Below are 15,523 nucleotides of genomic sequence, written 5' to 3' on the forward strand. Positions count from 1 at the left end.
CGCCCCTATGTCGCGTTAGTGCCCAGAGCACAACATCCCTGCCTCAGTTAGCACTATATATAATCCAACCTGCCCCCCGTCTCTCACCCTGCGTTGACAACCATTTTCGTTCCGTATATAAAAAGACCTTCAGATTCAGGAGGGCTTTTAATGGCTGACGAAGTGGCAACGACGCAACTGGCAGAAATCATCCTCAAACGCATCCGCTCCGGCGGTGACATCACCTTCGCCTCCTTCATGGAGAGCGCTCTCTACGAACCCGACCTGGGCTACTACACCTCCCCGGGGCGCAAGGTTGGCGCCGAGGGGGATTTCTACACCAGCATGAACGTGCACAGCGCCTTCGGCCGCCTGATCTCCCGCGAGATCGGCCGTTTCTGGGAACTGCTCGATCGCCCCGACACCTTCACCGTCGCCGAAGCTGGCGCTGGGGGTGGACAACTGGCGCAGGATATCCTGGACGCCATTGCCGAGGAGAATACCAACCTCTACGCCGCCCTCACCTATCGCCTGATCGAGAAGGAGCCCTCGCTCAAGGAGGCCCAGGCCGCACGGCTCGCACAGCACGCCGAACGCCTGGCATGGAGCTCGCCGCAGGAACTCTCCGACGGCGCGCTCAGGTTCACCGGCTGCATCATCTCCAACGAACTCTTCGACGCCATGCCGGTGCACCTGGTCGAGATGGCGGAGGACGGCCTCAAGGAGGTGTTCGTCTCGGCGGACGCCAACGGCTTCCGCGAAAAGCTCCAGCCCCCGTCCACGCCGGAACTGGCTGCCTACCTGGCAAAGTTCGAAGTGCGTCTCATGCCGGGCCAGCGCGCCGAGATCAACCTTGCCGCACCCGCCTGGATCACCCGCGCCGCCACGACCCTCGAGCGCGGTTTCGTCCTCACCATCGATTACGGCTACCTCTCCGAGGAGCTCTACGCCTCGCAAAGGCGCAACGGCACCCTGCTCTGCTATCACAAGCACAGCACCAACGAGGACCCGTACCGGTTGGTGGGCGAGCAGGACATCACCACGCACATCAACTTCAGCTCGCTGATCGAGGCGGGCAAGGAGGAGGGGTTGGTCGCGGCCTGGTACGGCGAACAGTACCGCTTCCTGCTGGGCGTGGGCCTCATGGAGGAACTGATGCAGCTCGTGGCCCAGGCGAAAGACGAGCAGGAGAGCCTGAAGCACCGGCTGGCGATCAAGAAGCTGATGATGCCCGAAGGTGGCATGGGCGACACCTTCAAGGTGCTGATCCAGGCCAAGGGGGTGGACAACCCGCAGTTGCTCTGCATGAGGAAATGGGGAATGGGGCTTTGATCAGAGCCATCGTCTTCGACCTGGACGGGACGCTGTACCAGGAGGAACGCCTCGGAGAGGAGGTGAACCAGAGCGCCATCCACTACGTGGCCGACCTGAAGGGACTCTCTCCGCTTGAGGCGGAAGCCCTCCTCGAAGCGACCCGCGCCGCCGACGGCGTCGGCGGCACGCTCAGCCGCGCGGTGGTGACCCTGGGGGGAACCCTGCAGGAGATGCATAGAAGATTCGCCGCCGACTGCCATCCTGAACGACTGCTCAAGCCCGACCACCGCGTCCGGGAACTCCTGCAGCTTCTCGCCACCCGCTGCCAACTGCACCTCTACACCAACAACAACCGCGACCTCTCCTGCCGGATCATGAAGCAGATAGGCGTGAGCGACCTGCTGGACCAAGTGTTCACCATCGAGGACTACTGGATCCCGAAGCCGGATCGCCGCATCATCGAGGACATACTGGCAAAGATCGATTGTCGTCCGCAGGAGACGCTCTTTGTCGGTGATCGCTATCGTGTCGACCTGGCAGTTCCCGAGTCGATGGGTTGCCCTATCTTCGAGATGAAAACGACTGAAGAGCTGCTGACACTGGCAGATCTGGTACACTGATAGCTCCCTGCTGAGACAAAGACTTGGCCTGATTCTGCGCGTCACACTTCAGAGAGAAGGCGTCAGTAACGGCTGACGGCTCAAAGCAAGTTCAGGGCGTTTCGATGGACAACATGCCCAGAAAAATCGTTTTCGAGGAGCTCGCCATGGCATACCGGCTGGAAAAAGACACCATGGGAACCGTGGAGGTGCCGGAAGGTGCCTACTACGGCGCCCAGACGCAGCGTGCGGTCAACAACTTCCCCATCTCCGGCCTCAAGCCGCACCAAGCGCTGGTGCGGGCCACGGTCCGGATCAAGAAATGCGCGGCCGTCGCCAACATGACCACGCACCGGCTGCCCAAGGAGCTGGGCGAGGCCATCGTGAAGGCCGCCGATGAGGCGCTCGCCGGGCAGTTCGCCGACCAGTTCGTGGTCGACCCATTCCAGGCCGGCGCGGGCACCTCGCACAACATGAACGTGAACGAGGTGCTGGCTAACCGCGCCAACGAGATTCTCGGAGGAATCGTCGGCGAGTACGCCCGGGTCAACGCCAACGACCACGTCAACATGGCGCAGTCTACCAACGACGTATTCCCCACCGCGATGCGGCTGGCGGCACTGGAATTGGCGCAGGACCTGAACAACGAACTGCGCGACCTCTCCGACGCCCTGGCGCGCAAGGGGATCGAGTTCGACCACATCCTCAAATCGGGGCGCACCCACCTGCAGGACGCGGTGCCGATCCGCCTGGGGCAGGAGTTCTCCGCCTGGTCCATCGCCATCGCAAACAACCGCTCAGGCATCGAGCGCGCCTTGCCAGGCTTGTGTGAACTGGGGATCGGCGGCACCGCGGTCGGCACCGGGTTGAACGCGGAGCAGGCCTTCATCGACCTGATCGTCGAGGGACTCGCCCGCGAGACCGGACAGGAGCTGATCCGGGGCGAAAGCCTCGTCGAGCGGATGCAGAACATGGACCCGTTCGTCGCCCTCTCCTCCGGAGTCAAGGGGGCGGCGGTCAACCTGATCAAGCTTGCCAACGACCTGCGCCTTCTCTCCTCCGGTCCCCGCACCGGCTTGGGCGAGATAAACCTCCCCGCCATGCAGCCGGGTTCGTCCATCATGCCCGGCAAGGTGAACCCGGTGCTCCCGGAGGTGACCAATATGGTCTGCTTCCAGGTCATGGGGTGCGACCTGACGGTGGCGCTGGCGGCCCAGGCCGGGCAGCTGGAACTGAACGTGATGATGCCGGTCATCGCCTTCAACCTGCTCTTCGCCATGGAGATCCTGAAAAACTGCCTGCACCAGCTGACGTCGCTCTGCGTTACAGGTATCACCGCCAACGAGGAACGATGCCGCACCTTCCTGGACCAGTCAGTGGGGCTCGCCACGGTGCTCGCGCCCAGCATCGGCTACGCCGCGGCGGCCGAGGTCGCCAAGGAATCCGCCAAGAGCGGCAAGAGTATCCGCGAGGTGATCCTGGAGCGGGGCATCCTGACCGAGGAGGAGTTGGAAGAGGTGCTGGCCCCCTACCCGCTCACCACCCCCGGCGTGCACGGCAAGGATTAGTCGGCGGGCGGAGTGTCGGTGGACTTTGCAATTATTGTAAAAATCCTATAGACTCATACCTGTTCCAAACCAAAGATCACTGGAGGAGTACATGACTGAAGAAGTAAAAGCGATACTGGAAAACATCAGGCCGGCGCTTCAGGCGGACGGCGGTGATGTTGAACTCGTAGAAGTAACCGACGACGGCGTCGTCAAGGTGCGTTTGGTAGGGGCATGCGGCCACTGCCCGATGTCCACCATGACCCTCAAGATGGGGATCGAAAGGACCATCAAAGAGAAGATCCCCGGCATCAAGGAAGTCATCTCCGTGTAACGGGCATCCCCCTTACTCGTAACACCCGAGGGCGCGGAAGTAACCGGTTGACGTTATTTCCGCGCTTTTCGCTTTTGGATTCGGCCTATGACCAGCGTGCGGCGAAAAAGAAAGCAGTTGCTGTTTCAAACTGCGAAGTTCTTCGACTTCTTCAAGAGGAACACCGATGCCGTTACTTTTTTAGGCAACCGCGCCACGCTGTACCGCTACGGCTCCGAATTCTTCGCCGCCCTCCTGGAGGCGCTGCCGAAGGCCCGCAAAAGCATCTGCCTGGAGTTCTACACCATCGCCGACGACGAGACCGGGCGCATGGTGGCCGACGCGCTCATCGCCGCCGCCGCGCGCGGGGTGCGGGTCTACGTGCTGTACGATTACATCGGCTGTTTCGACACCCCAGCGGCGTATTTCAAACGGCTCACCAAGGGCGGCGTCAACTGCGCCCCCTTCAACCCGCCCCCCTTCCGCAATGGGATCGCATGGTTCGACAAGCGCGACCACAGAAAGATCGTCATCATCGACGGTTGGCGCATCTTCACCGGCGGCATGAATATCGCCGACGTCTACTCCGGCTTCGGCAAGAAAAAGACCAAGTGGCGCGACGTGGGGCTGCAGATCGAGGGTGAGGCGGGACTCGAACTGCTGCGCCTGTTCCGGGAGACCTGGGGCGAGGAGGCGGGCGTGCCACCGGTGGGAACCGACCCCGCTCCGCTGCCGGAACTTGACGGCGATGCCAAGGTCATGATAGTGAACGGCGGACCGCACCAGAAGCGGAGCTTTATCAGGAGCGCCTTCCGGGTCGCCATCGCCGGGGCCTCCGAGAGCGTCACCATCGTCAGCCCTTATTTCATACCGGGGCCGCGGGTGATCCGCTCGATGCTGCGGGCGGCGGGGCGCGGGGTGCGGGTCAGGCTGTTGCTGCCGTACAAGAGCGACGTCCCGCTGGTACGCCTGGTGAGCCGTACCTACTACGGGCAACTATTGAGAAACGGCGTCGAGATCCACGAGATGGACCGCGCCGTCCTGCACGCGAAGGTGCTCATCATCGATGGCGACTGGACCATGGTCGGCTCCGCCAACATGGACCTCAGGAGCTTTCACCGCAACTACGAGCTGAACGTGGTGGTGGACAGCCACGATTTCGGCGCCCAGGTGGTCGACATGCTGGAGGCCGACTTCGCCGGGACCCGGCGTATCGTACTGCACGAGCACGAGCGGCGCGGCTGGCCGGTACGTTTCCTGGAGCGCCTGTTCAGCCCGGTAGCCTGGTTTTTGTAATACAACAAAGTTCGCCAAAATCCTCCCCCGTGGACTTTGCCTGTTTGTTCCCCCGGAGTCATGTACATGATCGATAAGGACACCCTGAAGCGGCTGGAATTCGACAAGATCCTGGAAACCGCCGCAACCTTCGCCCACTGCGAGGCTTCCCACGAGGGAGCCCTTGCCATAGCACCGCTTCACAGCCGCCAGGAGATGGAACTGCGCCTGGGGCTCGTCGATGAGATACGCAAGCTGACCCGGCTCGGCATCGCGCTGAAGCTCGCCCCCTTCGAGGACATCACCCCGCAGGTGAGGGCGGTCCGTCCCAAGGGCGCGGTCATCGCACCGGTTGCGCTGCAGCGCTTCATCCCCACCCTGCGCGTGATGGCCGCGGTGGCGGCGCAACTTAGCTTCCGCGGCGACGTGCCGCTGTTGCTCGCCGAGGCCGGCGTCATCACCGGATTCCCCGACCTTTTGAACCCGCTCGAACACACCGTGAACGAGGAAGGCGAGATCCTGGACACAGCCTCGCGCCTGCTGGCCGACATCCGCGGCAGGAAGAAGGGGCTCACCTCCCGCATCAAGAAGCGGCTGGAGGAGATCGTGCGGGAGCGGCACACCGCGATCTTCCTGCAGGACGATTTCATCACCCAGAGGTCCGGGCGCTGGGTGATCCCGGTGCGCATGGACTCCAAGGGGATGGTGCCGGGGGTGGTGCACGACGTCTCCAACTCCGGCGAGACAGCCTTCATGGAGCCCCTGGAGATCATCGGCCTCGCCAACGAGTTGGAGAACCTGGTGGCCGACGAGCGCGCCGAGGAGATCCGCATCGTGCGGCAGATCTGCGACTGGATCAGGGAGGACGCCGAGGCGATCCAGCAGCAGTTCGAGGCGCTGGTGGAACTCGACATCCTGAACTGCATCGCCACCTTGAGCGACCGTCTGAAGAGCGAGACGCCGGTCATCTCCGACACGCCGACCATACTGCTCAAGGGGGCACGCCACCCGATCCTCACCCTGATGGGTAAGGACGTGGTCCCCCTGGACCTGGAACTGGCTGCGGAGAACCACGTCATGGTGGTCACCGGCCCGAACACCGGCGGCAAGACCATCGCCATCAAGAACGCGGGACTCCTCTCCGTCATGGCGTTGTGCGGCATGCCGGTCCCCGCCCTCCCCGGCACGGTGCTGCCGATGGTGCGGAGCATCCTGGTCGACATCGGGGACGAGCAGTCCATCGAGGAGAGCCTCTCCACCTTCTCGGCCCACATCTCCAAGATCTCCAGCATCATCGAGCACGCCGACCGCGGCGCGCTGGTGCTCCTGGACGAACTCGGCACCGGCACCGAACCGGGACAGGGGGCGGCCATCGCCTGCGCCGTCCTCAAAGAGCTGCAGAACAAGGGGGCACTGGTGGTGGCCACCACGCACCTCACCGAGATCATCGGCTTCGTGCAGCGCGAGACCGGGATGGTGAACGCGGCCATGGCCTTCGACCGGCAGAAGCTGGCGCCCTTGTACCGACTGGTGGTGGGCGAGCCGGGCGAATCGCACGCCCTCGAGATCGCCAGCCGCTATGGGCTCCCCGAGCGGGTGGTAACCTTCGCCCGGGGCATGATCGGCACCATGGAGGCCGACTTCCACGCCCTCTTGCGCGACCTGAAGGAGAAGAGGGAACAGTTGGACCGCACCCTGGCCGAACTCTCCGAGCGCGAGGAGAAAGTGGGACGCGCGGAGCGCAGCCTGGTCGACCGCCGCGACGAGGCGGCCCGGCTGGTGCAGGACGCCCGCGAGAAGGGACTTCTTGAAGCGCAGCAGATTATCGGCAAGGCGCGCCGCGAGGTGGCCGGCCTGATCGACGAGGCCAAGCGCGACAAGGCGCGCGAGGCCAAGGAGAAACTGGACCAGGCGGCACGCGAGGTCGAAACGGCGCTGGAGGGGCTGCACCCCGAGGAGATCGTGGACCCGGACCAGGTCGCCGCCGGGGACATCCTTTTCGTCAAGCCGCTCAACTGCGACGCCACCATCCTCTCCGTCGATCGCCGCGGCGCCCGCGCCCGCGTGCGTGCCGGCAGCATGGAATTGGACGTGGCCCTGTCATCGCTGTTAAAGCCCAAGGGAAAAGAGCCGAAGAAAGTACGTAGGCAGCGCGCCAAGCAGCAGGAATCCGAGTCGGCCGCACAGGAGCCCGCAACCAGCATCAACCTGCTCGGGTTGCGGGTGGAGGAAGCGATCGGCGAGTTGGAGCCCTTCTTGAACCACGCCGCGCTGGACCGGATCTCGGAGGTGCGCGTCGTGCACGGCAAGGGGACCGGCGCACTGATGAAGGGGGTGCGCAGCTACCTGACCGGGCACCCGCTGGTGGCGGAGTTCCGCACCGGCGAGCGTTTCGAAGGGGGCGACGGCGTGACGGTGGTGACGCTGCGCTAGTTGTATTGCAATCAAAGTTGACCGCGGAGGCCTTATGATCATCTCCATCATAGCTGCCATGTCTGACAACCGGGTGATAGGCGCGCACGGGAAGCTCCCCTGGGACATTCCCGCCGACTTGGCGCGTTTCCGAAGCCTCACCATGGGACATGCCGTGCTGATGGGGAGAAAGACCTTCGAGTCGATCGGCCATCCGCTGGACGGGCGCAAGAACATCGTGCTCAGTAAGAGCATGGGGAGGACTGACGGGATCATCGTGGCCCGAACCCTCCAGGAAGGGATCGCCGCCGCCGAGGGGGACGAGGAGCTCTTCATCTGCGGCGGAGAGGCGGTGTTCCGGGAGGCGCTCCCCTTGAGCCAGAGGATCTACCTCACCGTGGTGCACGGCCAGTACCAGGGCGACGTTCATTTCCCGCAGCCCCCCTGCTCCTTCACCGAGATGCATCGGGAGGAGTTCCTGGAAGGCTCTCCTCCAACCAGCTACGTGGTGCTGGAGAAGGTGGACCAGATCCAGCCCGGCAGCGACGTGTTCGAGCTGCGGCAAAAGGGGGTGGAGGCGCTGAACCGCCAGCTCTACTTCCTCGCCCGCTGCTGCTTCGGTCAGGCGCAGGCACTGGAAGAAAGTCCGGAAACCGCCTCCGACCTCGCCTTCAGCCAGGCGAAAAGCGGCGGCGACCTGGGCGATGCCTTGAAGCTCGCGGAGAGTGCGTTTAGGGAGGATCCCGACAACCTGCGCATCCGGTTGAACCTGGGGCGCATACTGGTCCTCTCCGGGGAGAAGGGAAAAGGGCTGGAGATGCTGCGCAAGGGGGTGCAATTGGGAGGCGGGCAGGAGTTCTACACCGAGCTCGCCAAGTGCGGCACCAGGGGGACCCCGCCGATCAAGTCCCTGCCCAGGAGCCACCCGCTGAACCGGTATTTGGGGCTTTTGATGCACAAGCTGGACATTCGGTCGTAGAGAGGCCCGGGCATGACCTAATTCCACGGTAGGGGCGAATAATCATTCGCCCTGCCTTTGCATGCGCCCCCCCTGCCTCCAGCTTTACAACGTGACAGCAGCCGATGCCGCCGTCGGGGGGCAGGCGCTACGCATCAAGGTCACCTCAGCGGCACCAGCGCTAGGCGAATGATTATTCGCCCCTACAGTCATCGCCATTCGCATCGCACAATCCACCGCATCGTTGTTGACTCGCCACCCACCGCAATGCTACTTTCCACTGCATGAAAAATGCTGAAGTTGAAGGGATAGTGCTGCGCCTCACCGACTTCGGGGAGGCGGACCGCATCGTCACCTTGTTCACCCTGGAACAGGGGAAACTGCAGGGGGTGGCGCGCGGGGCCAAGCGGAGCAAAAAACGCTTCGCCGGCGCGCTGGAACCGTTCGCACACTTGAAGCTGCAACTGCACCTAGGAACCGGCCTCGCCACCCTCTCCAGCGCCGACATCATCGGCATCTTCCCCGGCATCCGCGCCGACCTCGCCCGGATCGGCTGCGCCGCCTACGCCTGCGAACTGGTGGAACGGCTCACCCCCGAGGACGAACCGAACCCGCGCCTGTTCCGCCTCCTGTACTGCTACCTGGAATGTCTCAACGACGCCCCCGCGTCACCCTCCGACCGCCGCTTCTTCGCGGTAAACCTCCTGAAGATATTGGGCTATCAGCCTGAACTGCAGGTGCGCGGGGTCTCCGAGGAAACCGCATCCCTGCTCGCCCGCGCCATGCAAACCGGACGCTTCGGCGCCGTGGTCTTCCCCGAAGACCTGCTGCGCGAGGCGGACCTCCTCCTGAACCCCGCCATCGACCTCCACCTGGACCGGGAACTGAAGTCGCTCGCCTTCCTCAAGGAGTGCGGCGTGTAGCTGCCACGGGAGGCACAGCCCCTGGCGCAACCCGGCAAGATTCTAGTGCAAACCGTCAATTTTGTTGACCCCGGCGCCGGTAACGGGTACTATTCGACGCTTCAGTAAAACCGGTAGGTCCCGCCGCGCCCAGGCGCAGCTTTTTGTTTTTGAGGAACTGTATGAACCAAGCGGACATGAGAAAACTGCCGCCGCAAAGCATCGAAGCGGAGATGTCGATCCTGGGAGGGATCCTGGTCGACAACGAGGCGATCAACCGCGTGCTCGAGGTCCTTACCCCGGAAGAGATGTACCGGGAGAGCCACCGCAAGATCATGCGCGCCATGATCGAGTTGAACGAGCGCGGTGAGCCCTGCGACCTGATCACCATGACCACCATCCTGCGCAAGAAGGGTGAGCTGGAAGAGGTCGGCGGCGGCGCCTACCTGGCGACCCTGGTCGACTTCGTCCCGATGGCGGCGAACATCTCCTACTACTGCAAGATCGTGAAGGAGAAGTACATCACCAGGAAGCTGATCACCGCCGCCACCGACATCGTGAGCCACGGCTTCGAGGACAAGGTGGAAGTCGAGGAACTGCTCGATTCGGCTCAGAAGGTGATCTTCGAGATCTCGGAGAACAAGCTCCGCCCTTCCTACTACAAGGTCAGCGACATCCTGAAGGACACCATCAAGAACATCGAGCTCCTCTACGAGAAGAAGGAGCTGGTGACCGGCGTCCCCACGGGCTACACCGACCTCGACAAGCTTACCGCCGGCTTCCATGCCGGCGACCTGGTCATCATCGCGGGACGTCCGGCGATGGGAAAGACCACCTTCGCGCTCAACGTCGCCCAGTATGCTGCGGTGGACTCGGACAAGAAGTTCCCGGCCGCCATCTTCTCGCTGGAGATGCCCAAAGAGCAGTTGGTGGAGAGGCTTCTGTGCTCCGCCTCCCGCGTCGACCTGACCCGCCTGCGCTCGGGGCACCTGCAGGAAAACGACTGGCCCAAGCTGATCAAGGGCGCCGGACTGTTGCACAACTCCAAGATCTTCATCGACGACACCCCCTCCATTACGGTAATGGAACTGCGCTCCAAGGCGAGGCGGCTTAAGGCTGAGCACGACATCGGCATCATCGTCATCGACTACCTGCAGCTCATGCGCGGCGGCGCCAACAGCGAATCGCGCCAGCAGGAGATCTCAGAGATCTCGCGCTCGCTGAAAGCGCTGGCGAAGGAACTCTCCATCCCGGTGGTCGCCCTGTCGCAGTTGAACCGAAGCTTGGAGCAGAGAACCGACAAGCGCCCGATGATGAGCGACTTGAGGGAGTCCGGGGCAATCGAGCAGGACGCCGACATCATCATGTTCGTCTACCGCGGTGAGGTCTACGAAAAGGAGAACGAGGATCTCAAGGGAAAGGCGGAGGTCATCATCGGCAAGCACAGAAGCGGTCCCATCGGCACTGTCGACCTCGCCTTCAGAGGCGAGTTCACCCGCTTCGAGAACTTGAGCAACAGGGACGAATACTAGATGCGCCATTCGTGACCGGTACGGGTGCTGGGCGAATGATTATTCGCCCCTACAAGTGTCTCGCACGGGTCAACCTCCCCCCTCCAGGGAGAGGAGCAAACCAACATAGAAAGGAATTTTGATGAGCAGATATCATGCAATGACGGAAGTGCCGGCTACCGCCGGATATAAGGCAGGGGACGTACTGTTTCTTTGCGGCGAGCTGTTCGGCCGCGGCTACGCCAATGGCATCGTGGACGAGGCCAGGGCCAAGGGGATGACCATCATCGGCGCCACCGTGGGGAGGCGCGATGCCGACGGCACCCTGCGCCCGCTCAACGAGGAAGAGCTCGCCACCGCCGAGGCGGGACTGGGCGGCAAGATCATCAACATCCCCCTGGAGGCTGGCTTCGACATGGAGCCGGGCCAGGACGGCATCGCTCCGGTAGACCGCTTCAAGGGCGTGAAGCCCGATGACTGGGCCTCTGTGAAGCTGGACGCGGCTGAGGTGGAATATTCCAAACAGCGCGGCACCGAGCGTTTCTGCAAGAATCTCGCGGCCGTGGTCGCCGAGCTGGAGAAGATGATCCCGGCAGGAAGCAACCTGCTCGTGGTCCATACCATGGCCGGCGGCATCCCGCGCGCCCGCGTTTTCATGCCGATCCTGAACAAGCTCTTCAAGGGCCAGGGCGACCGTTTCCTCTCCTCTGAGGCCTTCTGGAACTCCGACATGGGCAAGCTGTGCGAGACGAGCTTCAACGAGGTCACCGCAGACACCTTGCGCTACCTGATCGACGCCACCGCAGGCCTCAGGGAGAAGCACGACACCCACTACGCCGCCTACGGCTACCACGGCACCGGCGTGCTGATCGACGGCGTCATCACCTGGCAGTCCTACACGCCGTACCTGCAGGGCTGGGCCAAGATCCGCCTGGAAGACATCGCCATCGAGGCGTGGGGCAAGGGCATCAAGGCGACCGTGTACAACTGCCCGGAGATCCTCACCAACTCGAGCGCCCTCTTCCTCGGCGTCGAGAACTCACTCTACCCGCTGATGGATTCCCTGCGTAGCGAAGGCGTGGAGTCGGTGCTCCAGGAATGCCAGGCGCTGCTGCGTGATGGTGTGACCATTGACGACCTGTTGCAGATCGCCAACACCTACCTCACCTCCGAGCTCATCACAAGCACCCGCGACTTCGACAGCTGGCCGCAGCACAACAAGCCGGAGCAGCAGGAGTACATGCTGAACACCTCGGCGGAGTTGATCAGCATGAACGCGGATCAGAAGGACATCGTCTGCGCCGTGCTCTCGCGCGCCGTCTTCCAGGGTGTCGGCAGCCTCATGTTCAACAGCTCCTGGAATCCGCAGGCGCCGGTCTTCTGGCTGAACCATGACGTGATCGCCAAGACGCTGGCGAAAGGGTAAGCGGCGAAATCGGGGGGGAGCGAAACGTGTTTCGCCCCCCCTTTTTTTGTAAGGCAAATCCCCTCTGTCTCCCCTTCGCAAAGGGAAGGACGCGGGGGCTCGGGCTGCACGTCGTGGGAGGGGACTGGCTCCGCGAGGTGCCTGTCCCCCTTGAGGCATCGGCGAAGTCGGCAGGGCTGAAATGAGCGTCCCGCTAGGGTGACAGGCACCTGCGGAGCCAGTCCCCTTCTGTCTCCCCTTCGTTCACAAAGCGGGGGACGTGGAACTCGGGGGCACTTCGTGGAGACGGTTACGGTAACAGGAAGCTTTCTTTCAACTTAAACACTTGATGACACCGAAGAAGTAGGGAGTACATGTGGCACACAAGGTCCTGCTGGTCGATGATGTGAGCATGTTTCTGGAACTGGAAAAGGATTTTCTCGCCCTCTCCGCCGTCGATATCCTTACCGCCCGCAACGGCGTGGACGCACTGCGCATCTGCCGGGAACAGCGCCCGGACCTGGTGATCATGGACCTGCACATGCCGGTCATGGACGGCGCCGACTGCTGCCGCGCCATAAAAAAAGCCCCCCATCTCTCCAGTCCGGTGATTATGGTCACCTCTGAAGGGAAGGAGGCCGATCGTCTCCTCTGCCTGGAAGCAGGGTGCGACGATTTGCTCTTCAAACCTCTGGATCGCGTGATTTTTCTCGATACCGCCCGCAGGCTCCTGCCGGCCGTGGACCGGCGCGATCGAAGGGGGAGCTGCCGATTCAACGTGAAGTTCAGGGCCTTCGGCCTCACCCTCTCCGGCTTCAGCGTCAACTTAAGCCAAAACGGTCTCTATCTCGCCTCCGACATGAACCTGGCAGAGGGGACCATGCTGGAGATGCTCTTCGCACTTCCCGAACCGGTAGGCGCCATCATCCAGACCAAGGGGCGCATCGCCTGGCTCAACATCAGCAAGGCCCGCAGGAAGAGCGCACTCCCGGAGGGCTTCGGCATTCAGTTCATCGGGATCTCCGACGAGGACCGCGAGCGGATCGATCGCTACGTAAGCACCCTTTCCCCTACCTCACGAGCTTAGAAAGCTTCTTGAACTCCTCGGTGCCGGCGACGCGCAAGAGCTGGAATAGCACCGACTCGGTCGAGGTCATCACCGCGCCGGCCTGGGTCATGGTCTGCAGCGCGATATCCCAGTTGTGCTTCTTGCGGCTCATCACCGCATCGACCACCAGGTGCACCACGTAGCCGCGCGACAGTAGTTCCAGCGCGGTCTGCAGCACGCAGACGTGGGTCTCCATACCGGTCAGGATCACCTGGCGCCTGCCGTTTTTCTCCAGGGTCTCCAGAAAACCTTCCCCACCGCAGCAGCTAAAGGTCATCTTCTCGAGGCTCGGCGTACAGAGCTTCTCCTTCAGGGCCGGCACCGTCTCTCCGAGCCCCTTGACGTACTGCTCGGTGGCGAGCGCCGGGATGCCCAGCTCGGCCGCCGCATCGAGCAAGATGGAGATGTTGCCGGTCAACTTCCCCAGCACCTTCTCGTCCATGGCGCGACAGAGCTTGTCCTGCACGTCGACGACCACCAGTTGCGCATTCTCTCTTTCCAGAAAAAAACGTTCCATCAAGGTCATGGGAGCCTCCTAAAAGCAGATTGAAATAACAAAAAAACCATTAGCCACGGAGAACTTCTGAGGAAATCCGAGAAAACCTAGAATCAGGGGTAAAACCAAAAACGGTTTCTCCGATGTTCCCAGATTGTCTCCGTGGCTAATGGTTGTGTGGTTTTTAAAGTCTTGTCTTCCTCTTACTCCTTGCGGAGTTCGATACCCAACTCGGTGATCTTCTTCCTCAGGGTGTTGCGGTTGATGCCCAGGATGTCGGCGGCGCGCACCTGGTTGCCGCGGGTCTTCTCCAGGACGAAACGGATCAGCGGACGCTCGACCTGTTCCAGCACCATGGCGTGCACGTCGCCGCTCTCCATCTTTTCCATGTTGGAAAAGCAACCACGCAGCTTCAGGTCGACGATTCCCTCCAGCGACAGCTCCTCCCCCTTCCCTTCGGCCGGACGGCTTCTGAGGCCGGGGAAATCGGAGGCGACCAGGAGCGGGTCCGGCGAGAGGATCACGGCCCTCTTGATGGTGTTCTCCAGCTCGCGGATGTTGCCGGGCCAGTTGTAGTTGGAGAGAAGCTTGACGGCGTCGGGGGAGGTTCGCTTTTGCGGCACCTCGAGCTCCGAGCAGATTTTGCCCAGGAAATACTGCACCAGCAGCGGGATGTCGTCCTTGCGCTCGCGCAGCGGCACCAACTGGATCGGGATCACGTTGAGGCGGTAGTAGAGATCCTCGCGGAACTGCTTGTTGCGGACGCTCTCCTCGAGATCCTGGTTGGTGGCGGCCACCACCCTGACATCCACGGGAATGCTCTGATTGCCGCCGGTCCTGGTGATCTCGCGCTCCTGCAGCACCCTGAGGATCTTGGCCTGCAGATCGATGGGCATGTCGCCGATCTCGTCGAGGAAGATGGTGCCGCCGTTGGCCTGCTCGAACTTCCCTAGCTTCCTCTCGGTGGCGCCGGTGAAAGCCCCCTTCTCGAAGCCGAACAGTTCGCTCTCCAGGAGTTCCTTGGGGATGGCGGCGCAGTTGAGCGGAATAAACGGCTTGCCCAGGCGCTTGGAGTTGTAGTGGATGGCGCGGGCAATCAGCTCCTTGCCGGTGCCCGACTCCCCCTGCACCAGGACGGTGACGTCGGAGGGGGCCACCTTGCCGATGGTCTTGTACACTTCGCGCATGGCGGGCGAATTGCCGATGATGGTCTTCTCGAGCTGATAGCGGTCGGCCAGCTCCTCCTTGAGGAGCGACACCTGCGAGGTCATCTCGCGCGCCCGGCTCACCTTCTCCACCACGGCGTCTATGACACCCAGGTCGAAAGGCTTGGTGAGGTAGTCGTAGGCGCCGCGCTTCATCGCCTCGACGGCGTTTTTCATGCTCGCCTCGGCGGTCATGATCACCACCAGCAGGTCGGCGCGCTCTTCCTTGACCCGGTCCAGCAGCTCCAGCCCGGTGACGCCCGGCATCTTGATGTCCAAAAGGGCGAGGTCGTAGACGTTCTCCCTGATGAGCTTGAGCGCCTCGTTGCCGTCCTTGGCCAACTCCACGTTGAAGCCTTTTTTCTTGAGGGCCTTGGACAGGACCCAGCGCATGCTCTCTTCGTCATCCGCCACGAGTATGTTGTTGATCGACATAAATGCTCCTAGAAACCGTTCTATGTTCTACGTTCTACGTTCTAGGTTGAACCTGCAGGCCGCA

13 protein-coding genes are annotated in these 15,523 nt (G+C 62.4%); 11 read left to right on the forward strand and 2 right to left on the reverse strand.

The window, feature by feature from the left end; all coding sequences use genetic code 11:
• Window positions 1–150: 150 nt before the first annotated feature.
• The 11 genes from JFN90_RS20430 (at window position 151) to JFN90_RS20480 (ending at window position 13,302) form a co-directional block, all read left to right on the forward strand.
• Window positions 151–1,311 (forward strand): class I SAM-dependent methyltransferase, encoded by a 1,161-nt coding sequence (locus JFN90_RS20430; RefSeq protein ID WP_199396973.1) that lies wholly within the window; start codon window positions 151–153, stop codon window positions 1,309–1,311.
• Window positions 1,308–1,913 carry an HAD family hydrolase gene (locus JFN90_RS20435; protein ID WP_236019095.1) on the forward strand — a complete coding sequence of 202 codons (606 nt, stop codon included), beginning with the start codon at window positions 1,308–1,310 and terminating at the stop codon, window positions 1,911–1,913. Before JFN90_RS20430 ends, JFN90_RS20435 begins: the two co-directional genes overlap by 4 nt.
• Window positions 1,914–2,059: 146 nt before the next feature.
• Window positions 2,060–3,460 (forward strand): aspartate ammonia-lyase, encoded by a 1,401-nt coding sequence (locus tag JFN90_RS20440; protein WP_199397038.1) that lies wholly within the window; start codon window positions 2,060–2,062, stop codon window positions 3,458–3,460.
• A 91-nt stretch (window positions 3,461–3,551) separates the two neighbouring features.
• Complete coding sequence (locus JFN90_RS20445; protein WP_199396975.1) at window positions 3,552–3,773, forward strand: NifU family protein; 222 nt, start codon at window positions 3,552–3,554, stop codon at window positions 3,771–3,773.
• Between the two features lie 87 nt (window positions 3,774–3,860).
• Window positions 3,861–5,048 (forward strand): phospholipase D-like domain-containing protein, encoded by a 1,188-nt coding sequence (locus JFN90_RS20450; protein ID WP_199396976.1) that lies wholly within the window; start codon window positions 3,861–3,863, stop codon window positions 5,046–5,048.
• Window positions 5,049–5,114: 66 nt separating this feature from the next.
• Window positions 5,115–7,460 (forward strand): endonuclease MutS2, encoded by a 2,346-nt coding sequence (locus JFN90_RS20455; protein ID WP_199396977.1) that lies wholly within the window; start codon window positions 5,115–5,117, stop codon window positions 7,458–7,460.
• A 34-nt stretch (window positions 7,461–7,494) separates the two neighbouring features.
• The gene (locus JFN90_RS20460; protein ID WP_199396978.1) at window positions 7,495–8,418 is read left to right on the forward strand and encodes a dihydrofolate reductase; all 924 of its coding nucleotides are present in this window, start codon (window positions 7,495–7,497) and stop codon (window positions 8,416–8,418) included.
• A 263-nt stretch (window positions 8,419–8,681) separates the two neighbouring features.
• Window positions 8,682–9,320 carry a DNA repair protein RecO gene (gene recO, locus JFN90_RS20465; RefSeq protein WP_199396979.1) on the forward strand — a complete coding sequence of 213 codons (639 nt, stop codon included), beginning with the start codon at window positions 8,682–8,684 and terminating at the stop codon, window positions 9,318–9,320.
• Window positions 9,321–9,481: 161 nt separating this feature from the next.
• Window positions 9,482–10,831: a replicative DNA helicase gene (dnaB, locus tag JFN90_RS20470; RefSeq protein WP_199396980.1), complete on the forward strand. Its 1,350-nt coding sequence runs from the start codon at window positions 9,482–9,484 to the stop codon at window positions 10,829–10,831.
• 121 nt (window positions 10,832–10,952) lie between these two features.
• Window positions 10,953–12,236 (forward strand): enoyl ACP reductase FabMG family protein, encoded by a 1,284-nt coding sequence (locus JFN90_RS20475; RefSeq protein WP_199396981.1) that lies wholly within the window; start codon window positions 10,953–10,955, stop codon window positions 12,234–12,236.
• A 355-nt stretch (window positions 12,237–12,591) separates the two neighbouring features.
• On the forward strand, window positions 12,592–13,302 hold the full coding sequence (locus tag JFN90_RS20480; protein ID WP_199396982.1) for a response regulator: 711 nt from the start codon (window positions 12,592–12,594) through the stop codon (window positions 13,300–13,302).
• Here the strand turns inward: JFN90_RS20480 and JFN90_RS20485 are convergent.
• Both JFN90_RS20485 and JFN90_RS20490 read right to left on the reverse strand, forming a co-directional pair.
• Window positions 13,286–13,849 carry a hydrolase gene (locus JFN90_RS20485; RefSeq protein WP_199396983.1) on the reverse strand — a complete coding sequence of 188 codons (564 nt, stop codon included), beginning with the start codon at window positions 13,847–13,849 and terminating at the stop codon, window positions 13,286–13,288. The two genes, JFN90_RS20480 and JFN90_RS20485, sit on opposite strands and share 17 nt — an antisense overlap.
• A 173-nt stretch (window positions 13,850–14,022) precedes the next feature.
• The gene (locus JFN90_RS20490) at window positions 14,023–15,459 is read right to left on the reverse strand and encodes a sigma-54-dependent transcriptional regulator (RefSeq protein WP_199396984.1); all 1,437 of its coding nucleotides are present in this window, start codon (window positions 15,457–15,459) and stop codon (window positions 14,023–14,025) included.
• Window positions 15,460–15,523 lie beyond the last annotated feature (64 nt).

Origin of the sequence: Geomonas propionica, from assembly GCF_016458235.1 — a bacterium.
In the GTDB taxonomy this organism is placed as follows: Bacteria; Desulfobacterota; Desulfuromonadia; order Geobacterales; family Geobacteraceae; genus Geomonas; species Geomonas propionica.